21 protein-coding genes and 2 pseudogenes are annotated in these 22,418 nt (G+C 72.1%); 18 read left to right on the top strand and 5 right to left on the bottom strand.

Going from position 1 to position 22,418, the window contains the following annotated elements; genetic code table 11:
• The first annotated feature begins 46 nt into the window (after positions 1-46).
• From smc to ftsY, 3 genes are all read left to right on the top strand, one after another.
• A complete protein-coding gene (gene smc / locus DA085_RS19990) occupies positions 47-3,619 on the top strand; it encodes a chromosome segregation protein SMC (protein WP_109474755.1) in 3,573 nt (1,190 codons plus the stop codon).
• A gap of 210 nt (positions 3,620-3,829) precedes the next feature.
• On the top strand, positions 3,830-4,039 hold the full coding sequence (locus DA085_RS19985; protein WP_154402268.1) for a hypothetical protein: 210 nt from the start codon (positions 3,830-3,832) through the stop codon (positions 4,037-4,039).
• A 503-nt stretch (positions 4,040-4,542) separates the two neighbouring features.
• Positions 4,543-5,754 (top strand): signal recognition particle-docking protein FtsY, encoded by a 1,212-nt coding sequence (gene ftsY / locus DA085_RS19980; protein WP_109474753.1) that lies wholly within the window; start codon positions 4,543-4,545, stop codon positions 5,752-5,754.
• Here ftsY and DA085_RS19975 read toward each other — a convergent pair.
• Positions 5,744-6,634 (bottom strand): oxygenase MpaB family protein, encoded by an 891-nt coding sequence (locus tag DA085_RS19975; RefSeq protein WP_109474752.1) that lies wholly within the window; start codon positions 6,632-6,634, stop codon positions 5,744-5,746. The genes ftsY and DA085_RS19975 overlap by 11 nt on opposite strands.
• A gap of 81 nt (positions 6,635-6,715) precedes the next feature.
• Here DA085_RS19975 and ffh point away from each other — a divergent pair, with 81 nt between their 5' ends.
• Complete coding sequence (ffh, locus tag DA085_RS19970) at positions 6,716-8,335, top strand: signal recognition particle protein (RefSeq protein ID WP_109474799.1); 1,620 nt, start codon at positions 6,716-6,718, stop codon at positions 8,333-8,335.
• Between the two features lie 98 nt (positions 8,336-8,433).
• On the opposite strand, the gene DA085_RS19965 is transcribed toward ffh, so the two are convergent.
• The 3 genes from DA085_RS19965 to DA085_RS19955 all read right to left on the bottom strand — a co-directional run bounded on the left by DA085_RS19965 (position 8,434) and on the right by DA085_RS19955 (position 11,317).
• Positions 8,434-8,985: a Uma2 family endonuclease gene (locus tag DA085_RS19965; RefSeq protein ID WP_237565632.1), complete on the bottom strand. Its 552-nt coding sequence runs from the start codon at positions 8,983-8,985 to the stop codon at positions 8,434-8,436.
• Between the two features lie 91 nt (positions 8,986-9,076).
• Positions 9,077-10,585: a phytoene desaturase family protein gene (locus DA085_RS19960; RefSeq protein WP_109474750.1), complete on the bottom strand. Its 1,509-nt coding sequence runs from the start codon at positions 10,583-10,585 to the stop codon at positions 9,077-9,079.
• A 57-nt stretch (positions 10,586-10,642) separates the two neighbouring features.
• On the bottom strand, positions 10,643-11,317 hold the full coding sequence (locus DA085_RS19955) for a GNAT family N-acetyltransferase (protein WP_109474749.1): 675 nt from the start codon (positions 11,315-11,317) through the stop codon (positions 10,643-10,645).
• 84 nt (positions 11,318-11,401) lie between these two features.
• Between DA085_RS19955 and DA085_RS19950 the strand changes: the two genes are divergently transcribed.
• The 10 genes and pseudogenes from DA085_RS19950 (at position 11,402) to DA085_RS19910 (ending at position 17,812) form a co-directional block, all read left to right on the top strand.
• The gene (locus DA085_RS19950; protein ID WP_109474748.1) at positions 11,402-12,514 is read left to right on the top strand and encodes an amidohydrolase family protein; all 1,113 of its coding nucleotides are present in this window, start codon (positions 11,402-11,404) and stop codon (positions 12,512-12,514) included.
• Between the two features lie 174 nt (positions 12,515-12,688).
• A pseudogene (rpsP, locus tag DA085_RS21900) lies at positions 12,689-13,201 on the top strand (30S ribosomal protein S16); the annotation flags it as partial.
• Between the two features lie 66 nt (positions 13,202-13,267).
• Positions 13,268-13,540: a sunset domain-containing protein gene (locus DA085_RS22085; RefSeq protein ID WP_474100158.1), complete on the top strand. Its 273-nt coding sequence runs from the start codon at positions 13,268-13,270 to the stop codon at positions 13,538-13,540.
• 2 nt (positions 13,541-13,542) lie between these two features.
• Positions 13,543-13,785 carry an RNA-binding protein gene (locus tag DA085_RS19940; protein ID WP_109474747.1) on the top strand — a complete coding sequence of 81 codons (243 nt, stop codon included), beginning with the start codon at positions 13,543-13,545 and terminating at the stop codon, positions 13,783-13,785.
• Positions 13,786-13,909: 124 nt separating this feature from the next.
• Entirely contained in the window at positions 13,910-14,419 is a 510-nt protein-coding gene (rimM, locus tag DA085_RS19935; RefSeq protein WP_109474746.1) for a ribosome maturation factor RimM, read from the top strand.
• A 1-nt stretch (position 14,420) separates the two neighbouring features.
• Positions 14,421-15,098 (top strand): annotated as a pseudogene (trmD, locus tag DA085_RS19930) (tRNA (guanosine(37)-N1)-methyltransferase TrmD); the annotation flags it as partial.
• A gap of 240 nt (positions 15,099-15,338) precedes the next feature.
• Positions 15,339-15,698, top strand: a complete 360-nt coding sequence (rplS, locus tag DA085_RS19925) for a 50S ribosomal protein L19 (protein WP_109474744.1) — start codon at positions 15,339-15,341, stop codon at positions 15,696-15,698.
• Positions 15,699-15,888: 190 nt separating this feature from the next.
• Positions 15,889-16,740, top strand: a complete 852-nt coding sequence (gene lepB / locus DA085_RS19920; protein ID WP_237565631.1) for a signal peptidase I — start codon at positions 15,889-15,891, stop codon at positions 16,738-16,740.
• 80 nt (positions 16,741-16,820) lie between these two features.
• A complete protein-coding gene (locus tag DA085_RS19915; RefSeq protein WP_109474797.1) occupies positions 16,821-17,498 on the top strand; it encodes a ribonuclease HII in 678 nt (225 codons plus the stop codon).
• Positions 17,495-17,812 (top strand): DUF2469 domain-containing protein, encoded by a 318-nt coding sequence (locus DA085_RS19910; RefSeq protein WP_109474743.1) that lies wholly within the window; start codon positions 17,495-17,497, stop codon positions 17,810-17,812. The genes DA085_RS19915 and DA085_RS19910 overlap by 4 nt, the downstream gene beginning before the upstream one ends.
• On the opposite strand, the gene DA085_RS19905 is transcribed toward DA085_RS19910, so the two are convergent.
• A complete protein-coding gene (locus tag DA085_RS19905) occupies positions 17,790-18,347 on the bottom strand; it encodes a GtrA family protein (protein ID WP_237565630.1) in 558 nt (185 codons plus the stop codon). The two genes, DA085_RS19910 and DA085_RS19905, sit on opposite strands and share 23 nt — an antisense overlap.
• Before the next feature lie 131 nt (positions 18,348-18,478).
• Between DA085_RS19905 and DA085_RS19900 the strand changes: the two genes are divergently transcribed.
• The 4 genes from DA085_RS19900 to DA085_RS21750 are packed head-to-tail and all read left to right on the top strand — an operon-like array spanning position 18,479 to position 22,327.
• Positions 18,479-18,925, top strand: a complete 447-nt coding sequence (locus DA085_RS19900; protein WP_337189797.1) for a YraN family protein — start codon at positions 18,479-18,481, stop codon at positions 18,923-18,925.
• The gene (locus DA085_RS19895; protein ID WP_109474742.1) at positions 18,925-20,460 is read left to right on the top strand and encodes a YifB family Mg chelatase-like AAA ATPase; all 1,536 of its coding nucleotides are present in this window, start codon (positions 18,925-18,927) and stop codon (positions 20,458-20,460) included. The genes DA085_RS19900 and DA085_RS19895 overlap by 1 nt, the downstream gene beginning before the upstream one ends.
• On the top strand, positions 20,457-21,566 hold the full coding sequence (gene dprA, locus DA085_RS19890) for a DNA-processing protein DprA (protein ID WP_109474741.1): 1,110 nt from the start codon (positions 20,457-20,459) through the stop codon (positions 21,564-21,566). Before DA085_RS19895 ends, dprA begins: the two co-directional genes overlap by 4 nt.
• Positions 21,563-22,327, top strand: a complete 765-nt coding sequence (locus tag DA085_RS21750) for a murein hydrolase activator EnvC family protein (RefSeq protein WP_109474740.1) — start codon at positions 21,563-21,565, stop codon at positions 22,325-22,327. The genes dprA and DA085_RS21750 overlap by 4 nt, the downstream gene beginning before the upstream one ends.
• Positions 22,328-22,418 lie beyond the last annotated feature (91 nt).

The following is a 22,418-nucleotide window of genomic DNA, read 5'->3' as shown; positions in this document are numbered from 1 at the left end:
CCGGTACAGTGACCGGAAGTCCGCCGCACAGGAGCTGCCTTTCCACGTGTATGTCAAGAGCCTGACCCTCAAGGGGTTCAAGTCGTTCGCCTCGGCCACCAAGCTGCGCCTGGAGCCGGGCATCACGTGCATCGTCGGTCCCAACGGGTCCGGCAAGTCGAACGTCGTCGACGCCCTGGCCTGGGTGATGGGCGAGCAGGGCGCCAAGAGCCTGCGCGGCGGCAAGATGGAGGACGTCATCTTCGCCGGCACCTCCGGCCGGGCCCCGTTGGGCCGCGCCGAGGTCACGATGACGATCGACAACACCGACGGCGCGCTGCCGATCGACTACACCGAGGTCACGATCTCGCGGACCATGTTCCGCAACGGCGGCTCGGACTATGCCATCAACGGCACCTCCTGCCGGCTCCTGGACATCCAGGAGCTGCTCTCCGACTCCGGCATCGGTCGCGAGATGCACGTCATCGTCGGCCAGGGCCAGCTCGACGCGGTGCTGCGCGCCACGCCGGAGGAGCGCCGCGGCTTCATCGAGGAGGCGGCCGGGGTCCTCAAGCACCGCAAGCGCAAGGAGAAGGCGCTGCGCAAGCTGGAGACGATGGAGGGCAACCTCACCCGGCTCGGTGACCTGACCTCCGAGATCCGGCGCCAGCTCGGTCCCCTCGGGCGTCAGGCCGAGACCGCCCGTCGCGCCGCCAGCATCCAGGCCGAGGTCCGCGACGCCCGTCTGCGCATCCTGGCCGACGACCTCGTGCAGCTCACCAGCACGCTGGAGCAGGAGCTGGCCGACGAGACGGCGATCATCAACCGGCGCAGCGCCGTGCAGGAGTCCCTGACGGCGGCGCAGTCGACGGTCGCGGAGCTCGAGGCCGAGGCCGCCGAGGCGGCGCCCGCCCTCACTGCGGCGCAGGACCAGTGGTACTCGCTGTCGTCGCTCGTCGAGCGCACCTCGGCGACCACCGACCTGGCACGCGAGCGCGTGCGCCTCCTGGCCAGCGAGAGCGAGGAGGAGGCCTCCGGGGGCTCCGGCGAGGGGCGTGACCCGGAGAAGCTGCGCTCCCAGGCCGCCGCGCTGCGTGAGCAGGAGGAGCAGCTCGAGCAGCAGGTCGCCGCTATCGGCGCGGCCCTGCAGGCCGCCGAGCAGGCCCGCCGCGACGCCGAGGCCGCCCACCACGAGGAGCAGCAACGGCTGACCAGGCTCGCCCGCGCGGCCGCCGACCGGCGGGAGGGACTGGCCAGGCTGTCCGGCAAGGTCGCCGCGGCCCGCAGCCGCCAGGAGGCGGGGGAGGCCGAGATCGGGCGGCTCCGCGCCGCCCTCGACTCCATCGTTGCGCGTGCCGCTGCCGCGGAGCAGGAGTTCGCCGCCCTCGAGGGCCGCGTCCTGGACGTCGAGGAGGGCGAGGAGGGCCTGGACCAGGAGTACGAGACGGCCGAGGCCGCCCGGGTCGCCGCCGCCGCCGAGGTCGAGCGGCTCACCGACGAGCTGCGAGCCTCCGAGTCCGAGAAGTCCAGCCTGACGGCGCGGTGCGAGGCCCTCGGGCTGAGCCTGCGTCGCAAGGACGGCGCGGCCGCCCTGTTGGCAGCGCCGGAGGGCCGCGGCGTCGTGGGCACCGTGACCAACCTGGTGACCGTCACAGGCGGCTACGAGGCGGCGATCGCCGCGGCGCTCGGTTGGGCGGGCGACGGCCTGGTCATGGAGTCCCTCGACCACGCCCGCAACGCGGTCGCGACGCTGCGCGCCGACGACGAGGGTCGGGCCGCCCTGCTCGTGCCGCAGACCGCCCCCGCCACCGACACCGCCGACTGGCCCACCCTGGGCGACGGCGCCGTCTGGGCGCGCGACGTCGTGACGGTCGGTGACCCCGCGGCGCCGGCGGTCGAGGCGCTGCTGCACCGCGTGGCGGTCGTCGAGGACGACGCGGCCGCGGCCGAGCTGGTGGCGGCCCACCAGGTGACAGCCGTGACCCGGGACGGTGATGTGTATGCCGCGGGCTGGGTCCGCGGGGGCAGCTCGGCCGCGCCGAGCCTCCTGGAGATCCAGAGCGCGCTCGACGAGGCCCAGGAGTCACTCGCCGCAGCGAGCGCCCGGGGCGAGCAGGCGACCTTCGCGCTGGCGGGTGCCCGCCAGGAGCTGGAGAGGCACACCGCTGCGGCGCAGCAGGCGATGGACCAGCTCCACGAGTCCGACGCCAGGATGGCCGCCGTCGCCGAGAAGCTCGGGCAGCTGGGCTCGGCCGTGCGGGCAGCACGGTCCGAGCACGAGCGCACCACCGCCTCCATCGCGACCGCCGAGCAGGCACTCGAGACCGGTCGCGCGGACCTGGAGGCTCTCACCCAGCGCCTGGCCGATGCCGAGGCCGAGCCCGGTGAGGAGGAGCCGAGCACGCAGGAGCGCGACCGGCTCGCCGCCGCGGCCGCGGCGGCCCGCACCAAGGAGACCGAGGTCCGTCTGCAGCTGCGCACGCAGGAGGAACGCGCCCGTGCCCTGCAGGGCCGCGCCGAGTCCCTGGAGGCCGCCGCGCGCTCGGAGATCGCTGCACGCGAGCGGGCCGCCGCCCGTCGCGAGCGCCGGGCCCACGCCGCCCGGGTCGCGACCGCCGTCGCCGACGGGTCCGCATACCTGCTGGAGGAGGTGCGTGCCCTGGTGGAGGCGGCCGCGGCCGTCCGGGACCGGGCCCGCGCCCAGGCCGCCGAACGGGACACCCGCCTGGCCGAGGCCCGCGGCAGGGTCGTCACCCTGAGCGACGAGCTGCGCGACCTGACCGACTCGGTGCACCGCGACGAGGTGGCCCGGGCGGAGCAGCGGCTGCGCATCGAGGCACTGCAGACCCGTGCGGTCGAGGAGCTCGGCATCGACCCTGAGGCGCTCGTCGAGGAGTTCGGGCCACACCAGCTGGTGCCGTTCATCCCCGGACCCGATGACGACCCGGACGACCTGCCCGAGCCGGCGGCGTTCGTGCGTGACGAGCAGGACAAGCGGCTGCGCAAGGCCGAGCGCAGGCTCTCGGCGCTGGGCAAGGTCAACCCGCTGGCGCTGGAGGAGTTCGCGGCGCTGGAGGAGCGGCACAAGTTCCTCACCGAGCAGGTCGAGGACCTGCGCCGCTCCAAGGAGGACCTGCTGGGCATCGTCAAGGAGGTCGACGAGCGCGTCGAGCGGGTCTTCGCCGAGGCGTTCGAGGACACCGCTGAGCAGTTCGCGGGAGTGTTCTCGAGGCTGTTCCCCGGCGGCGAGGGCCGGCTGACGCTGACCGACCCGGACGACATGCTCACCACGGGCATCGAGGTCGAGGCGCGGCCACCCGGCAAGAAGATCAAGCGGCTGTCGCTGCTGTCCGGTGGGGAGCGGTCGCTGACCGCGGTCGCGCTGCTGGTCTCGATCTTCAAGGCGCGCCCGAGCCCGTTCTACATCATGGACGAGGTCGAGGCGGCGCTGGACGACACCAACCTGGGGCGGCTCATCACGCTGTTCGAGGAGCTGCGCGACTCCAGCCAGCTGATCGTCATCACCCACCAGAAGCGCACCATGGAGGTCGCTGACGCGCTGTACGGCGTGTCGATGAAGGGCGACGGCGTGACGACGGTGGTCTCGCAGCGGCTCCGCGACGTGCAGCAGCCCGCCTGAGTGACGTGCAGCAGCCCGCGTGAGTAACGTGCAGCAGCCCGCCTGAGTAACGTGCAGCAGTTCGCCTGAGAGACGTCGCCTGACGGTGCGACCTGATCGTCGCTGACGGGGTGCGATCTGGTCCTCGCCTGCGCCCCTCTGTGGAAAAAGGCGACCGCGACCCGGCATGGTGATTTGTGTGAGGCCGCAAATCGTTGCACGATTGTGACCATGATCGCGTTGGTGCTGGCCATGCTCGTGTGCGTGGCCCTCGGGGGACTGGTCGTCGGATTCGTCGCCGTCGAGGCACGGCGCGACGGGCGCGATGTCCTGACGCCCGAGGGTGAGGAGCTCCTGGCGGGCGCGCGTCGCCGTCAGGAGGCGCTGAGGGACCGCGGCGAGAAGGCCGCGCGCCGGACCCTGCAGAACGTCCGCAAGTAGCGCCTTCCCTCACCGCGCAACGCCCAGGCTTGACGTCCGCGGTCGGGGACGGCACCTGACGGATGCTCGGGGCCGCGGCGACGCCATCCCGCACGTCCTGGTTCTGCAGAAGCTGTGAACCGTCCTCTCGGCTCTGCACAAGTGACGCCATGCGACGTCAAGTGCAGAGCGCAGGGTCGCCGCTGGCTCTCGGCTCTGCAGAAGTGACGCCATGCGACGTCAACTGCAGAGCGCAGGGTTGCCGCTGGCTCTCGGCTCTGCAGAAGTGACGCCATGCGACGTCAACTGCAGAGCGCAGGGTCGCCGCTGGCTCTCGGCTCTGCAGAAGTGACGCCATGCGACGTCAACTGCAGAGCGCAGGGTCGCCGCTGGCTCTCGGCTCTGCAGAAGTGACGGCATGCGACGTCAAGTGCAGAGCGCAGGGTCGCCATCGTCGGGTAGCCGGATCACCGGGCGACCGCCACCAGAGGCAGGTGGACCCGGCACGCTCATGGTCTGTGACAATGTCGGGCGTGGACAGCTTGTGGGAGTACCTGACCGTCGCCACCGTCGTGGCCCTGGCCGGACTGGCCCTCATCGTCGGTCTCGTCCGAGGGCGGGGCCGGGGGACCGGGGAACGCACCAAGACCATCGAGCGGCCGCCCACCACTCCGCCGACGGCGGTCGAGGAAGAGCGCGAGGGCGCTCGCGAGGGGGCGGAGCCACCACCTGGTGAGGGCGTTGAGGACACCGGCGGCGGGGTCGCCGTCGAGGTCGAGCCGGAGCCCACCGCTCCGACGATCGAGAAGCCGGCCTCCGCCCGTGGCCGGATGGCGCGGCTGCGTGCACGCCTGGCCCGCTCCAACAACGCCATCGGCAACGTGCTGCTGTCGCTCCTGTCGAGCGGTGGCCTGGACGAGCAGTCCTGGGAGGACGTGGAGGACACCCTCCTGCAGGCCGACCTCGGTGTGGAGGCCACGGACGAGCTGGTCGGCAAGCTGCGCACCCGCGTGCAGGTCGACGGGGCCACCGACGTCGAGACCGTCAGGGGGTGGCTGCGCGAGGAGCTGCTCGCGCTCGTCGACCCCAGCATGGACCGCCGGGTCGCCGCCAGCCGCGTGGGTGACCGGCCCTCCGTCATCCTGGTCGTCGGCGTCAACGGCACCGGCAAGACCACCACCGTCGGCAAGCTGGCGCGGGTGCTGGTCGCCGAGGACAAGGACGTCGTCCTGGGGGCAGCGGACACCTTCCGCGCGGCCGCCGCCGACCAGCTGCAGACGTGGGGTGAGCGGGTGGGCGTCCCCACCGTCCGGTCCGCGCGCGAGGGGGCGGACCCCGCATCGGTCGCCTTCGACGCGGTGAGGTCGGCCGCCGAGTACGAGGCCGACACGGTCATCATCGACACCGCCGGACGCCTGCACAACAAGGCAGGTCTGATGGACGAGCTGGCCAAGGTCAAGCGCGTCGTGGAGAAGCAGAGCCCGATCGACGAGGTGCTGCTCGTGCTCGACGCGACCACCGGTCAGAACGGCATGCGCCAGGCGGAGGTGTTCGGAGAGGCCGTCAATGTCACCGGCATCGTCCTGACCAAGCTGGACGGCACCGCCAAGGGCGGGATCGTGGTCAACGTGCAGCGTCGCCTGGGCGTCCCGGTCAAGCTGGTCGGGCTCGGCGAGGGCCCGGACGACCTGGCGCCGTTCGACCCCGAGGCCTTCGTCGACGCGATCATCGGCTGACGGCAGAGCTCTCCGGGGAGTTGCGTGGGTCCGAGGGCTCGGACAGCGCCCAACCGACCGCGGCGGTCCCGAGCCGCCCCGCCGGCCCGAGCACGAGACGCTCAGCAACCGGGTCGAGCCGGCCGCCCACCCGCAGACCGAGCAGGTCCCGCGCATAGTCCGGCAGCATCGCCACCGCCCCCGCGGCCAGCATCCAGTAGCCGGGGCGCGCCGCGAGCGGCAGCGGCGGCTCACGCAGCAGGAAGGCGGCAGCGTCCCGGGCGCCCTCAGTGACCTCCAGCTCCGGCCGGTATGCCGTCAGCTGGCCCAGCAGGTCGGTCACGGTGAGTGGTGGGTCCGGGACCCCCAGCTCACCAGCCGACCAGGCGTTCTGCGCGACGTAGGTGTCGGCCTCGGTCGGGGTCAGCGGCGTGCGCGAGTAGCGCTGGTAGGCCGTCAGGAACGAGTCGATCTCCGCGATATGGACCCAGGACAGCAGGTGTGGGTCCCGCGCGTCGTAGGGCCGTCCGTCGGGCGCGGTGCCGCGCACGGTGCCGTGCACCCTGTTGATCCGGTCGATGACGCGTTGGGCGCCCTCGACCGGCCCGAACGTCGTCATCGCGATGAACTCGCTGGTCCGCTGCAACCGCCCCCACGGGTCGCCGCGGTAGCCGGAGTGCTCACCGACGCCCGCCATGGCGAGGGGGTGCAGCGACTGCAGCAGCAGGGCCCGGATCCCCCCGGCATACATCGCCGCATGGTTGTGCACCCGGCAGATCGGGTCGCTCGGTGCGAACCGGCGCTCACCCGGCGCCAGCCAGATCGCGGCGGCACGCCGGTCGGCGTCGGGGCCGGCCACCCGCGAACGGAGCGCGGCGGCGAGACGGCGACGCAACGGCATACAGCCAGTATGCCGTGGGGTCCCGACGGTGCGCCGGTCGCCGAGGCCGGTGGACCGCTGCCTACCGGTTAACCTGTGGGGGTGTTCAACAGCCTTTCCGACCGCCTGACAGACACCTTCCGCAACCTCAAGCGCAAGGGGACCCTGTCCGAGACCGACGTCAACAAGACCGTCCGGGACATCCGGATGGCGCTGCTCGACGCCGATGTCGCGCTGCCGGTCGTCAAGCAGTTCACCGGCGCGGTCCGCGAGCGGGCGCTCGGGGCCGAGGTGTCCAAGGCGCTCAACCCCGGCCAGCAGGTCGTCAAGATCGTCAACGAGGAGCTCGTCGGCATCCTCGGTGGCCAGACCCGCCGACTGAACCTCGCCAAGAACCCGCCGACCGTGATCATGCTCGCGGGGCTGCAGGGCTCGGGCAAGACCACGCTGGCCGGCAAGCTCGGCTACTGGCTCAAGGAGCAGGGCCACGCCCCGGTCCTGGTCGCCGCCGACCTGCAGCGCCCCAACGCGGTGACCCAGCTCCAGGTCGTCGGCGAGCGTGCCGGTGTGCCGGTCTTCGCCCCCGAGCGCGGCAACGTGTTCGGCCACGACGCCGCCCTGGAGTCCGGTGAGGGCACCCGCTCCTTCGGCGACCCGATCGACGTGGCCGTGGACGGTGTCGCCCATGCCCGGGACAAGGGCCACGACGTGGTCATCATCGACACCGCGGGACGGCTCGCGGTCGACGTCGACCTGATGCGGCAGGCACACGACATCCGGATGGAGACCAACGCCGACGAGGTGCTGTTCGTCATCGACGCGATGATCGGTCAGGCCGCCGTCGAGACCGCCAAGGCGTTCGCCGACGGTGTGGGGATCACCGGCTCGGTGCTGACCAAGCTGGACGGCGACGCCCGCGGTGGTGCGGCCCTCTCGGTCGCCACGGTCACCGGCGAGCCGATCCTGTTCGCCTCCACCGGTGAGCAGGTCAAGGACTTCGAGATCTTCCACCCCGACCGGATGGCCAGCCGCATCCTGGACATGGGTGACGTGCTGACCCTGATCGAGCAGGCCGAGAAGGCCTTCGACGCGGCCCAGTCGCGGGAGATGGCGCGCAAGTTCCTGGCGGAGGAGGACTTCACCTTCACCGACTTCCTCGAGCAGATGCAGGCCATCAAGAAGATGGGCTCGCTGAAGCAGATGCTCGGGATGATGCCCGGGATGCAGCAGATGCGTGCCCAGCTCGACGCCCTGGACGACAAGGAGTTCGACCGGGTCGAGGCCATGGTCCGCTCGATGACCCCGTTCGAGCGTGCCCACCCCAAGCAGATCAACGGGTCCCGCCGGGCGCGGATCGCCAAGGGCTCCGGTGTCTCGCCCTCCGAGGTGAACCAGCTGCTGGAGCGGTTCGGTCAGGCGCAGAAGATGATGCGCCAGATGCGCAAGGGCGGCGGCATGCCCGGGATGCCGGGGATGCCCGGGCTGGGCGGGGGCGCCGGCAAGGGGAAGGGCAGGCCGCCGCAGCGCAAGAAGGGCAAGAGCGGCAACCCCGCCAAGCGCGCGGAGCAGGAGCGGCTGGCGGCGCAGAAGGCCGAGGAGTCTCGGGGCAACGCCCTGGGCAGCGCCTTCGGGATGCCGGGCGCTCCCGGGGAGGGTCAGGAGCAGGACCTGTCCAACCTCAAGCTGCCCGCCGGGTTCGACAAGTTCCTCAAGGACAAGTAGGGCTGGAGCGCAGGCGCCTTGCGCGGCCGGTCTCGGTCGGTCGTGGATCGGCCACGGAGTGGCAGGGTCACGGGTCGCCGGTCAGAGCTGCCATGGACTCAGCGGTCCTTCACCAGGTCGCCGGGCACGATCTGGACCGGCCACGGCAGCGAGAGTTCGGCCGGCTCATCGCCGGTCACGTGAGCAACCTCCACATAGTGGCCGTCCCGGAGCTCCCAGGCCTGGAGTGACGGGGCATCCGGGTCGATGACCCAGTAGGCCGGCGTGGCGGCGCGCTCGTGGCGGAGCAGTTTGGCGCCGAGGTCAAAGGTGCGGGTGCTGGGGGAGAGCACCTCGACTGCGAGAACCGGACTGCCCTCGATGTGCTGCTCACCGACGGCGGACCTGGGCACGACCAAGGCATCTGGTTGCAGAACGGTGTCCTCCCCGAGCCTGATATCCAGGGGCGCCATGTAGACGTCATGGTCGGGCGGGCACGAACGGTCGAGTGCCTGAGCGATGCGGAAGGCGACCTTCTGGTGGCGGGGCACCGGCGAGGGGGTCACGACCAGGACCCCGTCGATGAGCTCGTAGCGGTGCCCGTCGTCGACCTCACGGATTGCCTCGAAGTCCTCGAGGGTCAGTGGCCCGCTCCGCGGCAGCGTCGGCATGAGTCCCATCGTGCCCCCTCCCGTGCATGCGGTCCAGGTTGGCACGGATCCGAGACAACCTCGGTGCCTGTCCACAACGTGGTCGGAGGACTCAGCCGAGGGTCTCCTCCCCCAGGGCGGCGGCAACGGCCGCGCGTCCCGGGATCCCGCTGACGCCACCCCCGCGTCGGGCGCCCGCGCCGCACAGGAACACGTTGGCGTGCCGGGTCTCCGTGCCCCACCGACCCACGTCCGCGTCGGCCTCGGCAAACGGCCACTGCAGGTCCCCGTGGAAGATGTGCCCTCCCGGCATCCCGACCGAGGCCTCGATGTCCAGCGGGCTGCGCACGTCGATGGTGTCGGGTGCCAGCAGACAGTCCTCGATCGGCTCGGCCAGCACGGAGTTGATGGAGGCCAGGGTCAGCTCGAGCGCCCGCTCACGGGCGCCCTCGGGGTCCTCGCGGAACAGCCGGGCCGGCATGTGCAGGCCGAACAGTGTCAGGGTCTGTGCACCGGCCGCGACCAGGTCCGCCCCCAGGATCGAGCTGTCGGACAGGCTGTGGCAGTAGACCTCGCACGGCGGAACGTCCGGGACCTGTCCCGCCGCGGCCTGGGCGTAGGCGGTGGCGACCTGGTCGTAGCCCTCGTTGATGTGCAGGGTCCCGGCGAAGGCCTGCTCGGGCGTCACCGAGGGGTCCTTGAGCGCGGGCAGCCGGGACAGCAGCATGTTGATCTTGAGCTGCGCACCCTCCGGCTCCGGCCGCGACGGTGCGTCCCCGAGCAGACGGTCCAGGACGTTCGGGGCGCAGTTGGCGAAGACCTGCCCCGCGCGCACCTCCAGCCCGTCCCCGGTCCGGACCACGGCCTCCTTCCCGTCCGTGGAGACCGAGGTGACGGTGGAGGAGGTCCGCAGCTGAGCGCCATACTGCTCGGCTGTGCGGAGCAACCCGTCGGTGACCGCGCCCATGCCGCCGACCGGCACGTCCCAGTCGCCGGTGCCGCGACCGATCACGTGGTAGAGGAAGCACCGGTTGACCAGGCGATCCGCGTCGCCGGGTCGGCCGAAGGTGCCGATGAGCCCGTCGGTGAGCACGATCCCGCGGACGACGTCCGAGGTGAACCTGCGCTCGATGGCCTCGCCGAGCGGCCGCTCGACGACGTCGCGCCACGCCTCCTCACCGACGAGGGACCGCACGTCGTCGCGGGAGCGCAGCGGCTCGGTCATGGTGGGGAACAGCCTCTGGGCGAGCTCCCCGGTCATCCCGTAGAAGTCGTCCCACGCCTGCGCGTCCGGGCCGAGGTCGTGCGCGGTCCGCGCCGCGTCGCCGTTGTCCACCAGGATGCCGGCGTCGCCGACCGGCGTGTAGGAGCTGATCCGGCGGCGGATCAGCTGCAGGTCCAGTGCCAGCTCCTCGATGATCTGGTCGGGCAGCAGACTGACCAGATAGGAGTATGCCGACAGCCGGGCGTCGTAGGCCGGGAACACCCGGTCGGAGCGCGCCGCCCCGCCGACGTGTCCGTCCCGCTCCAGGATGAGCACCGAGCGCCCTGCCCTGGCCAGGTAGGCGGCGGCAGTGAGACCGTTGTGCCCGGCCCCGATGACGACGGCATCGACTCGCATGGGCTCACGGTAGCCGGGCCGGTCCGGCTCTGTGGTCAGGACAGTGCCTGCGCCCGGTCAACGGATCAGGGCGCCGTCCCTGCGGTCGGGGTGCCACTGCTGGACGCTGCCGATCGGCCGGAAGCCGTGGCGCAGGAAGAACCGGAGCGAACGCGCGTTGCCCGGCGAGACCGAGGCGAGCAGCACCTCGCCGGCCGGAACGAGAGCCAGCACGCCCTCCAGCAGTGTGTCGGCAGACCCGTCGGTGGCCTCGACGCCCACCTCGAGCAGGCCTCCGATGCCGCGGCCGAGAGTGGCCAGGGCCGTGCGGGCCGGGTCGGGCAGGCCATAGACGCGGACCTCGGTCCGCCACTGGTCAGCGTGGCGGGCGCGGGGTGATCGGGCCAGGTCCACCCGTTCCACCACCGCGCTGGCGCCGCCGGTGCCGTGCGCGACCAGCAGGGCGTCGAGGATGCCGATCTCGCCGCGGCCCGCCAGGTCGAGGGCGGTCCGGGGCGCGTGTGCGCCGCCGAAGCCGTCGACCCCCAGCGCGTGGAGCCGTTCGTCGGGCACGTCCTCACCGACGACCAGGACAGCGTGTCCGGTGAGCGCGATGACCGCCTCGACGCCGACCCGCCAGGGGGCTGCCCGGGAGACGCCGCCGTCTGCCGCGGGAAAGGTGCCCGCGGCCGCGGCACGCAGGGTCGTCTCCAGGTCCACGCCGGGGATCGGCTGGGTGCCCGGCAGCGACATGGGCCAGAGTCTAGGAGCCCCCGCACTCGGCGAACGACCGGCCGATAGCCTGCCCTGGACGACGCTGCGAGGAGGCTGGAGCCGATGGCTGGACCGGTGCTGCATGTCCGTGGACAGGTCCTGGTGGGCCCGGAGGAGACCCTGGACGAGGTGTGGGTCGTGGACGGGCGGATCAGCCTGACCGCCCCTTCCGGCCCGTCCGGGGACGTAGAGACCATCGAGGGGTGGGTGCTGCCCGGCCTGGTCGACGCGCACTGCCACGTGGGTCTGGAGGCCACCGGAGGGGTCCCGCCCGAACGGGCCGAGGAGCACGCTCTCGCCGACCGGGATGCCGGGGCGCTGCTGCTGCGGGACGCCGGCAGCCCCGTGGACACCTCGTGGATGCACGACCGGGAGGACCTGCCACGCCTGATCCGGGCCGGTCGGCACCTGGCGCGGCCCAGGCGCTACACACGGAACTTCGCGCACGAGATCGAGCCGGAGGACCTGGTGGCGTACGTCCGCCAAGAGGCCCGGCGCGGGGACGGCTGGGTCAAGCTGGTCGGTGACTGGATCGACCGCGACACCGGTGACCTGGAGGTCTGCTGGCCGGTGGAGGTCCTGACCGCCGCGATCGCCGCCGCACACGAGGAGGGGGCACGCGTGACGGCCCACTGCTTCGGCGAGCAGTCGCTGCGCGACTTCGCCGCGGCCGGCACGGACTGCATCGAGCACGCGACCGGGCTGCTGGACGACACCATCGACCTCTTCGCGGAGCAGCAGATCGCGATCGTGCCGACCCTCATCAACATCGACAACTTCCCGAAGTTCGCCGACGCGGGGCGCGGGAAGTTCCCGACCTACGCCGACCACATGATGGACCTGTACGAGCGGCGCTACGAGACGGTCGCCAGGGCCCGGGAGGCCGGCGTTCCCGTCTACGTCGGCACCGACGCCGGCGGTCAGCTGCCGCACGGGCTGGTGGCCCGCGAGGTGGAGGCGCTGACGAAGGTCGGCATGAGCAACCTCGAGGCCATCGGCGCTGCCACGTGGGCGGCCCGCGAGTGGCTGGGGCGCCCCGGCATCGTCGAGGGGGAGTCGGCTGACCTGGTGGTCTATCGCGACGATCCCCGCGAGGACCTGCGGACGATGGCCGACCCGCACCGCGTGATCCTGCGCGGGCACGCCCACGAGTCCCGGGGCCGCCACCACCACTGAGCCCGGCGTGGTTCGTGGGCGGTCGTGGGATCTGGCACAATAGGCCGGTACCCGTCTGCGGGTCGGCCCCTCTCTCCGACCCCAGCGTGTTCCCGAGCGACCGCCCCGCGCGTGTTTCCCCACGTGGGCAAGCGGCTGCTCACCCTGACCAAGAATGAGGAGACACCCGAACTCGTGGCTGTCAAGATCCGTCTGAAGCGCATGGGCAAGATCCGTGCACCGTTCTACCGCGTCGTCGTCGCCGACGGCCGCACCAAGCGCGATGGCCGTGCGATCGAGGAGATCGGTCGCTACGTGCCCACCCAGGAGCCCTCGCTCATCGAGATCGACTCCGAGCGCGCGCAGTACTGGCTCTCCGTCGGCGCGCAGCCGACCGAGCAGGTCGCCGCGCTGCTCAAGGTGACCGGCGACTGGCAGAAGTTCAAGGGCGAGGAGGGTGCCGAGGGCACTCTCAAGACCGCCGAGCCGCGCCCCGACAAGAAGTCGCTCTACGAGGCAGCCCTGGCCGCGGCCGACGGCAAGGAGGTCTCGGACACTCCGACCTCGAAGGCCAAGAAGGACGAGGCCAAGGCCGACAAGAAGGCCGACACCGCCAAGGCCGACAAGAAGGCTGAGGAGAAGGCCGACGAGGCTGCCGCCGCCGAGGTGGCCGCCGAGTCCCCGGCCGAGGCGACCGCTGACGCGGAGGCCCCGGCAGCCGGCAACGCCGCCGAGGCCGAGGGCGCCGAGCCGGCGACCGAGGTCGCCGCGGCCGTGGACGCCGCCGCGGTCGACGGTGGCTACGGCCCCGACTCCGCTCCCGTGACCGAGGACGGCTCCGCCCCCGTGGGCTTCACCGTCAAGGGCAACAAGGACTCGATGAAGTTCCACGTCGAGGGCTCGCGCTGGTACGACCAGACGACCGCCGAGGTGTGGTTCCGCACCGCTGAGGCCGCCGAGGCCGCCGGCTTCGAGCCGGCCGGTGGCGCCGCCGCCCAGTCCGCGGACACCGGTGCCGAGATCGGCACCGACAAGACCGAGGGCTGATCATGCTCGAGGAGGCCCTGGAACACCTCGTCAAGGGGATCGTCGACCACGACGGCGACGTGAGCGTCCGCACCAAGAACGTCCGCCACGGCGACGTCCTGGAGGTGCGGGTCCACCCCGAGGACCTCGGCCGGGTGATCGGCCGTCGCGGCCGCACCGCCAGCGCGCTGCGCACCGTCATGGGTGCCCTCGCCGGTGGCGACAAGGTCCGCGTCGACATCGTCGACACCGACCGGGCTCGCTGAGCCCGACCCACGCACCACCCTGGAGGGGTATGCCGGCAGCCACCTGTCGTCATACCCCTCCAGTCTGTTCCCGGCCGAGGACCGGCGGGGGCAGCCCACCACGTCCCGTCCCAGAGGAGCGCCCGTGTTCGTCGTCGCCCGCATCGGCAAGGCCCACGGCCTGCGCGGTGAGGTCACCGTCCAGACCCACACCGACGCACCGGAGGAGCGGTTCACGGTCGGCACCGAGTTCGTCACGGAGCCGGACCGCGGGCCGCTGACCCTGCGGTCGGTGCGGCTGCACCAGCAGACCTATCTGCTCGGGTTCGAGGGCGTCCCGGACCGGACTGCCGCCGAGGCGCTCCGCAACACCCGACTGCTCCTCCCGGAGGATGCCGAGGCGGACGTCGAGGACGACGACGGCTGGTACGAGGAGGACCTGCTCGGTCTCACCGTGACCCTGCCGGACGGGACCGTGCTGGGAGAGGTGAGCGCGCTGCATACCCGTGACGTGCAGGACCTGCTCGAGGTGCGCCGCCCCGACGGGAGGGAGCTGCTCATCCCGTTCGTCGAGGAGCTCGTCCCGGAGGTCGACGAGGAGGCCGGACGCGTGGTCGTCGACCCGCCGGAGGGCCTGCTGGAGCTGGGGGACTGACGTGCGCCTGGACGTCATCACGATCTTTCCCGACTACCTCCAGCCCCTGGACCTGTCGCTGATCGGCACCGCCCGCCGCAACGGCCTGCTCGACCTGCACGTCCACGACCTGCGCGAGCACACCCACGACCGTCACCGCACCGTGGACGACACGCCCTACGGCGGCGGCGCGGGCATGGTGATGAAGCCCGAGCCGTGGGGCGAGGCCCTCGACCAGCTCACCGCCGGCGACACCGTGCCGCACCTGATCGTCCCGGGCCCCGGCGGCACGCCGTTCACCCAGCAGACCGCCCGCGACCTGGCGCAGGAGCCCTGGCTGGCGTTCGCCTGCGGCCGCTACGAGGGCATCGACGAGCGGGTCTACGAGGAGGCGGCCGAGCGGATGCCCGTCTCCGTGCTCTCCCTGGGCGACTACGTCCTCAACGGGGGCGAGGTCGCCGTGCTGGCCATGGTCGAGGCGATCGCCAGGCTCATCCCCGGCGTCATCGGCAACGAGCAGTCGCTGGTCGAGGAGTCCCACGAGGACGGCCTCCTCGAGTACCCCGTCTACACCAAGCCCGCCGTCTGGCGCGGGCGTGAGGTGCCCGAGATCCTGCTCTCCGGCAACCACGGCGCCATCGCCGCCTGGCGGCACGAGCAGCGTCTCCAGCGCACCGCTGCGCGGCGCCCGGACCTGCTCTCGGACTGATCGATTATGCCGAAGGGTCGGGTCCGCGGGCCGGTGCGCCTCTGATTGGCTCCGGGTCCCCCTGGTGTGGCAGACTTGACCCTTGCGTCCGCCCGGACGACGACATCGCGCCCCTGCCACAGGGGGAAGAGTGCGACCAGGACGGGCTGGCACACCCCTTGACCACGACCGTCCACCGCGACGGCACACCGCCGTGGGTGACCTGTGGCACCGACGAGAAAGCGACCCATCATGCACAAGCTCGACGACGTCGACGCAGCCAGCCTCCGCGACGACATGCCCGCGTTCCGCGCCGGCGACAACATCAAGGTCCACGTGAAGGTCATCGAGGGCACCCGCTCCCGTGTCCAGATCTTCCAGGGCGTCGTCATCCGTCGCCACGGCGGTGGCATCGGCGAGACCTACACCGTCCGCAAGATCAGCTTCGGCGTCGGCGTCGAGCGCACCTTCCCGCTGCACTCCCCGAACGTCGAGAAGATCGAGGTCGTCAGCAAGGGTGACGTGCGTCGCGCCAAGCTCTACTACCTGCGCGACCTGCGCGGCAAGGCCGCCCGGATCCGCGAGAAGCGGGACAACACCCCGACCGCCTGAGGCGAGTCACGGCATACTCCAGAGCCGCCCCGAGCCCACCGGCCCGGGGCGGCTCTCGTCTCCCACGGACGCGTCGCCGTCCCGACCGCTCCAGGGTCCGCGTGTGCGGGCCGGTCCGCCCAGCCGCGCGTACTAGGGTTCGACGGAGGGCGCATACTCGATCTCAACAACGGCAGACAGGACACCACCCGTGACGAAGAACCCGCTACCCGAGGGGGAGAGCGTGGCGGAGCCCGCGGGCGACCCTGACGGCACCGTGCCCCAGGCAGCCGGAGCCACGGTGTTCCAGCCGGACGCCGCCGGACGGGAGCGGTCGGCTGCCAGGGGCAACCCCGGGGCCGAGCGCCGCAGGCGTCACCCGGTCGTGCACTTCGCGCGGGAGGTCCTGATCATCGGCGTGACCGCGCTGGTGATCTCGTTCCTGATCAAGACGTTCATCGTGCAGGCGTTCTGGATCCCGTCCGGCTCGATGGAGACCACGCTCGTCTACGGGGACCGGGTCCTGGTCAGCAAGATCCAGGCAGGTCCGATGTCTGTCGAGCGCGGTGACATCATCGTCTTCGAGGATCCCGGCGGCTGGCTGCCCCCGACCGAGGAGACCGACCGCGGCCCGATCCTGGAGCCGCTGACCGACCTGGCCAAGTTCGTCGGGATCGCGCCCGAGGGGGAGAGTCACCACCTCATCAAGCGCGTGATCGGCGTCGGGGGCGACCACGTCGTGTGCTGCGACGACCAGCAGCGCATCACGGTCAACGGCGAGCCGCTGGAGGAGTCCTACCTGTTCGACGGCGACGAGCCGAGCACGGAGAACTTCGACGTGACCGTGCCGGAGGACCACTACTGGATGATGGGCGACCACCGCTCCTACTCCCGTGACTCGCGCGCGCACGACGACGGGAGCGGCACGGCCGGCTCCGTGCCGGCCGACGCGGTCGTGGGGCAGGCGTTCGTGCTGGTCTGGCCGCTGGACCGCCTCGACTGGTTCGGCAACCCGCAGGACGTCTTCGGGTCGGTCCCGGACACTGTCCCGGAGGACCAGTGACCCAGACGGCACGTGGCGCCACCCGGCGGCGGACCCCGCCGCGGAGCACCCGTCCGAGCCTCCGTCTGGAGCGGGCGCTGATGCGTGAGGGCCACGCGGTGCTGGTGGGCATGGACGAGGTGGGCCGCGGGGCCCTGGCCGGTCCGGTGTCGGTCGGTGTCGTCGCGATCGACGCGTCCTGCCGCAGCGCCCCGCAGGGCGTCAAGGACTCCAAGCTGCTCTCCCAGCAGGCGCGGGAGCGCCTCGTGCCGCGGATCCAGCGCTGGGCCCTCGGCTGGGGTGTGGGGCACGCCTGGCCCGGTGAGATCGACGCCATCGGCATCATGGCCGCCCTCAGGCTCGCCGGGCAGCGTGCGCTCGCCCAGCTGGAGCTGGCGCCCGACCTCATCGTGCTCGACGGCAACCACGACTGGCTCACCGACCCGGCGCGGGAGGGTCTGCTCGCCCTCGCCGACCCGACCGCGACGCCCCAGGTGCCGGTCCGGACCCTGATCAAGGCGGACCTGACCTGCTCCTCGGTCGCGGCGGCCAGCGTCCTGGCCAAGGTGACCCGCGACGCCCACATGGTGCGGATCGCCCCCGAGCACCCGGCATACTCGTGGGAGCTGAACAAGGGCTATGCCGCCCCCGAGCACCAGGAGGCCCTGCGCACGCTGGGACCGTGCGCCCACCACCGCCGGAGCTGGAACATCACCGGCAACACCGACCGGGTCGGCGAGGCCGTCCCGCCCGAGGCGAGGGAGATGAACCACGCATGAGCGCCGAGGATCTCGAGAAGTACGAGACCGACATGGAGCTGCAGCTCTACCGCGAGTACCGCGACGTGGTGAGCCTGTTCAGCCATGTCGTGGAGACCGAGCGGCGGTTCTACCTCGCCAACGAGGTGGACGTGCAGGTGCGCACCGGTGGCGGGGAGACCTGGTTCGAGGTGACGATGACCGACGCCTGGGTCTGGGACGTCTACCGGCCGGCCCGCTTCGTCAAGAAGGTGCGGGTCATCACCTTCAAGGACGTCAACGTCGAGGAGCTCGCCAAGAGCGACCTGGATCTCACCAAGCTCGACCGCGGCTGAGCCGCTCACCGGTGCGCCGGAAGATGTAGAACCGCATCATCGTGTACATGAAGGCGGCCTCGCACGCACCGGCGAGCAGGCGGGCGAGGAGATAGTTGACGCCCAGCCACTCCAGCGTGGTGGCCAGCGCCAGGATGAACAGCAGGTAGTTGGCGACCGTGCTGACGACGAACCGGCCGGACTGTCGTGAGACCGAGCCGTGGGACCGGAAGTTCAGCCAGCGGTTGAGCACGAAGGACAGGGTGAACGCGACCGCGTAGCCGGTCGTCACTGCCACGGGGTAGGGGACGGCTATCACGTCGAACAACAGCGAGAGCAGCGCCAGGTCCACGGCATAGGTGAAGGCGCTCAGGGCTCCGTAGCCGATGGCCGTCGGCGGCAGCCAGTGGCCGAGCCTGGCCGGCAGCGCCGCGTGGGCGGCGTCGCGCCCCCGCAGGAACCACTCCGCGGCGGTGCGGCGCGGAGCCCGCGTGCGGGCCGTGGTCCTCAGGGCAGGGAGCGGTGACACGGGACGTCCGGGGACGACGTCGGACATGAGGCGTGGTCCTCATCACGAGGGGGCAGGTGCGGACCATCATGCCTGCCGAACCTGGCGACCGCCTGGGGACACGGTCGGCTGCCCTCCCAGGGGCTGGCCCGCTTCCTCCCCAGGGGACGGTCGGGAGGGTGCCTCGTCCACAGCCGCTGGGAGTCGCCTTCCGCTGCCCCCTGCTCTCGGCGACGGTGGACGCGGAGGTGGTCGGGATGGGGATGTCCCACCGGGTCGCGAGTGCGATCGGGGAGTATGGCGAGCAGCTGGCCTGCGAGTATCTCGCCGGGCTGGGTTACGAGGTCGTGGACCGCAACTGGCGCTGCGACCAGGGAGAGCTGGACATCGTGGCCCGGGACGGGCGGTGCCTGGTCTTCTGTGAGGTCAAGACCCGACGCTCGACCGCGTTCGGCAGCCCGGTCGAGGCGGTGACCCAGGCCAAGGCCTCCCGCCTGCGCAGGCTGGCCGTCAGCTGGCTGCGCGAGCACGCGCACCACGCGGACGAGGTCCGCATCGACGTGATCGGTGTGTTGAGCCCCTCGCACGGGCCGGCCGAGGTCGAGCACCTCGTGGGGGTGGCCTGATGGGGCTGGGGCGCACCCACGCCGTGGCGCTGAGCGGTGTCGAGGGCCATCTCGTCGAGGTGGAGGCGCACATGGCGCAGGGGCTCCCGGCCATGATCATGAGCGGGCTGCCTGATGCCGCCTGCTCGCGGGCACCCAACCGCATCCGGGCCGCGGTCGAGGACTGCGGCCTGACCATCCCGCAGCGGCGGTGGACCATCAACCTCACGCCGGCGTGGCTGCCCAAGACCGGCAGTGGCTTCGACGTCAGCATCGCGGTCGCCCAGCTGGTGGCCATCGAGGTGCTCCCGCCGAGGGTGGCGGAGTCCGTGGTGCACATCGGTGAGCTGGGACTGGACGGCGCGGTGCGGCCGGTCACCGGGGTCCTCCCCATGGTCGTGGCGGCTGCCGCAGCCGGGATCCGCACGGTCGTGGTGCCCCTCGCCAATGCCGCGGAGGCGGCGCTCGTGCCCGACGTCCGCGTCCACGGGGTCGGCTCCCTCCGGGAGCTGATCGACCTGCACCTGGCCGTGCAGGCCGGCACCGTCCCGGCCGCTGCGGTCGCGACGCCGCCGAGCGAGCTCGCTGAGCGGTTGCCCGACCTGCGCGACGTGGTGGGCCAGCCGGAGGCCCGTGCCGCACTGGAGGTCGCGGCGGCGGGGCGGCACCACATGCTCATGGTGGGCGCGCCGGGTGCCGGCAAGACGATGCTGGCCGAGCGGTTGCCCGGCCTGCTGCCCGCGCTCGCGCGCTCCGAGGCACTGGAAGTCACGGCGGTGCACTCGGTGCTCGGCGTCCTGGACAGCACCCGGTCGCTGGTGGCCCGCGCCCCCTTTGTGGCTCCGCACCACGGCGCCTCGATGGCGGCCGTGATCGGTGGTGGGAGCTCACGCGTGCGTCCCGGGGCGGTGTCGCGCGCCCACCGCGGCGTCCTCTTTCTGGACGAGACCCCCGAGTTCCGACGGGACGTGCTGGACGGACTGCGGCAACCTCTGGAGAGCGGGGAGGTCGTGATCGCGCGCGCCGACCGGCAGACCAGGCTCCCCGCCCGCTTCCAGCTGGTCGCCGCCGCCAACCCCTGCCCCTGCGGTCTCGGCGTCGGCAAGGGTGAGCGGTGCGAGTGCACTCCGTTGGCGAGACGGACCTACTTCGGCAAGCTGAGCGGCCCGTTGCTGGACCGGATCGACGTGCGCGTGAGCCTCCTCCCGGTCACCCGCACGGCGCTGGCCGGCCCGCCGGGTGAGCCGACACTGGAGGTGGCGCGGAGGGTGCGCAGCGCCCGGGAGCGCCAGACGGAGCGGTGGGCACAGACTCCGTGGGCCGTCAATGCCGAGGTGCCCGGGAGTCTCCTGCGCAGCGACACCTGGCGGTTGCCCGGCCAGGTGACCGCGTCGCTGGAGCGGGCGATGGACCGCGGCGAGCTGACCCTGCGCGGCTACGACCGTTGCCTGCGGGTCGCCTGGACCATCGCCGACCTGGCTGGTGCCGAGCGTCCTGGACCTGAGCACCTGGGCCAGGCCCTGGCGCTCCGCACGAGCTCGGAGCTGGCGGCATGAGTCACGGCGTCACGGACGAGGCCACCGCCCGCGTGGCGTGGGCCCGGATCGCGGAACCCACCGACTCGGTCGCCCTGGGCCTGATCAGACGGTTCGGCTATGTGGACGCCTTCGAGATCGCAGCCCGCGGGGGCACGTCACCATCGGGCAAGCCGGTCGACCGGTTCGCCGCACGGCTCGACCGCCTGGATCTGGAGCGGGACCGGGAGATCTGCGGACGGATCGGTGCCCGACTACTGGTTCCGGGCGACCCCGAGTGGCCGGAGGCCCTCGACGACCTCGAGGACCCGCCGTGGTGCCTCTGGGTCCGAGGCCCTGTCGACCTGACCCAGGTTCCGCCGCGGAGCGTGGCCGTCGTGGGCGCCCGCGCCAGCACGGCCTACGGCAACCATGTCGCGGCCGAGATCGGCTCGGGGACCGGCGCCCGGGGCTTCACGGTGGTGTCCGGTGCCGCGTTCGGCATCGACGCAGCAGCCCACCGCGGGGCGCTCGCGGTCGAGGCCCCCACGGTGGCGGTCCTGGCCGGTGGGGTGGATCGGCCCTACCCCACGGCACATACCGACCTGATCGGTCAGATCGCGCGCACCGGCGTGGTGCTCAGCGAGGTGCCACCGGGCAGCTCCCCGACACGTCCCCGGTTCCTGGCGCGCAACCGACTCATCGCCGCCCTGGCCACCGGCACGGTGGTCGTGGAGGCAGGGCTGCGTTCCGGCGCGCTGAGCACGCTGCGGGCGGCGGTCCATCTCGGGCGCCCCGTGGCCGCGGTGCCCGGACCCGTGACCTCGATGGTCTCGGCCGGGTGCCACCAGGCGGTCCGCGAGGAGTGCGCGACGCTGGTCACCGACGCGGCCGAGGTGGTGGACCTGCTGGGGGCGATCGGCTCCGACGACATGGCGCCGCAGAAGCGCGGGCCGGAGCGACCCGAGGACCAGCTGGACCAGCTCCCGCACCTGGTCTGGTCCACCCTCGCGCCGTTCCGCTCCAGGACGGTGGAGGAGATCACGGTGCAGGCCGGGCTGTCCGCCAACGAGGTGCTCGGCGCGCTGGGTGACCTCCAGAGCCGTGGGCTGGCTGAGCTGCGGCTCGACGGTTGGGGGAGGGCATGACGCGCCGGCTGGGGAAGGGCGTGACCCGACGGCTGGGGAAGGTCGTGACCCGTCGGCTGGGGAAGGGCGTGACCCGACGGCTGCGAGATCGGGCGAGCGTGAGGGGCCGCCTGACCTGGCGGTCGGGCCACCTACCCAGGCGTCCCGCGCGCACGGTGGACCGGGTCCCGGCCTGTCTCCTGGTCGTTCTGCTGACCCTGGCGCCGCCCGCGGACCGGGGCCTCACGGGCCCGGCGACCGAGCGCGACGGGGACGGCGCCGTCCTGACCGCCTTCTTCGCCGGCGTGACCCGGACGGCCTCGGCCCTGACCGCTCGGATGGCACAGACCGATGGGCTGACCCCGCGGGGAGTGTGGCAGTGGCCCCTGCCCGGCCAGCCTGAGGTCGTCAAGCGCTTCGACCCGCCGGAGGAGCGCTGGCTCCCAGGGCACCGTGGCATCGACCTGGCTGGCATGACCACCTCTCCGGTGCTGGCGGTTGCCGACGGCACAGTGACCTACAGCGGCAGCATCGCCGGCGTGGGCATCGTCTCGGTCACCCACGCGGACGGGGTGCGCAGCACCTACCAGCCGGTCACGGACCGGATCAGCCGGGGCGAGCAGGTGGCGGCGGGCGATCGCATCGGGCACCTGGGGGCCATCGGCAGCCACTGCCTGCTCCGGACCTGCCTGCATCTCGGGGCCGTCCGTGGCGACGAGTACCTCGACCCGCTCCTGTTCCTCCAGCCGTGGGAGCTCACCCTTCTCCCGCACGAGCACTGACGTGGTCCGCTGGCGGGTGCACGTGACCCGGTCGGTGCGACTGGGTTGCGGTCCGGGGGCCGGCGCTGCCCGTCGCGCAGGCACCGGCCAC

It is taken from the genome of Ornithinimicrobium cavernae (assembly GCF_003121625.1).
Taxonomy (GTDB): domain Bacteria; phylum Actinomycetota; class Actinomycetes; order Actinomycetales; family Dermatophilaceae; genus Ornithinicoccus; species Ornithinicoccus cavernae.
Note: the sequence above shows the minus strand (reverse complement) of the source record. Positions and strands in the feature narration are given on the sequence as shown.

Bases quoted from the DNA above. Each gene is read 5' to 3' on its own strand.
- ftsY (WP_109474753.1), top strand. From the start codon at position 4,543: ATGTCGGGCGTGGACAGCTTGTGGGAGTACCTGACCGTCGCCACCGTC.
- DA085_RS19895 (WP_109474742.1), top strand. From the start codon at position 18,925: ATGGGGCTGGGGCGCACCCACGCCGTGGCGCTGAGCGGTGTCGAGGGC.
- dprA (WP_109474741.1), top strand. From the start codon at position 20,457: ATGAGTCACGGCGTCACGGACGAGGCCACCGCCCGCGTGGCGTGGGCC.
- DA085_RS19965 (WP_237565632.1), bottom strand. From the start codon at position 8,985: ATGCCGACGCTGCCGCGGAGCGGGCCACTGACCCTCGAGGACTTCGAG.
- DA085_RS19950 (WP_109474748.1), top strand. From the start codon at position 11,402: ATGGCTGGACCGGTGCTGCATGTCCGTGGACAGGTCCTGGTGGGCCCG.
- DA085_RS19905 (WP_237565630.1), bottom strand. From the start codon at position 18,347: ATGTCCGACGTCGTCCCCGGACGTCCCGTGTCACCGCTCCCTGCCCTG.
- DA085_RS21750 (WP_109474740.1), top strand. From the start codon at position 21,563: ATGACGCGCCGGCTGGGGAAGGGCGTGACCCGACGGCTGGGGAAGGTC.
- DA085_RS19955 (WP_109474749.1), bottom strand. From the start codon at position 11,317: ATGTCGCTGCCGGGCACCCAGCCGATCCCCGGCGTGGACCTGGAGACG.
- DA085_RS19910 (WP_109474743.1), top strand. From the start codon at position 17,495: ATGAGCGCCGAGGATCTCGAGAAGTACGAGACCGACATGGAGCTGCAG.
- DA085_RS19915 (WP_109474797.1), top strand. From the start codon at position 16,821: ATGCGTGAGGGCCACGCGGTGCTGGTGGGCATGGACGAGGTGGGCCGC.
- DA085_RS19985 (WP_154402268.1), top strand. From the start codon at position 3,830: ATGATCGCGTTGGTGCTGGCCATGCTCGTGTGCGTGGCCCTCGGGGGA.
- DA085_RS19975 (WP_109474752.1), bottom strand. From the start codon at position 6,634: ATGCCGTTGCGTCGCCGTCTCGCCGCCGCGCTCCGTTCGCGGGTGGCC.
- DA085_RS19960 (WP_109474750.1), bottom strand. From the start codon at position 10,585: ATGCGAGTCGATGCCGTCGTCATCGGGGCCGGGCACAACGGTCTCACT.
- DA085_RS19940 (WP_109474747.1), top strand. From the start codon at position 13,543: ATGCTCGAGGAGGCCCTGGAACACCTCGTCAAGGGGATCGTCGACCAC.
- rplS (WP_109474744.1), top strand. From the start codon at position 15,339: ATGCACAAGCTCGACGACGTCGACGCAGCCAGCCTCCGCGACGACATG.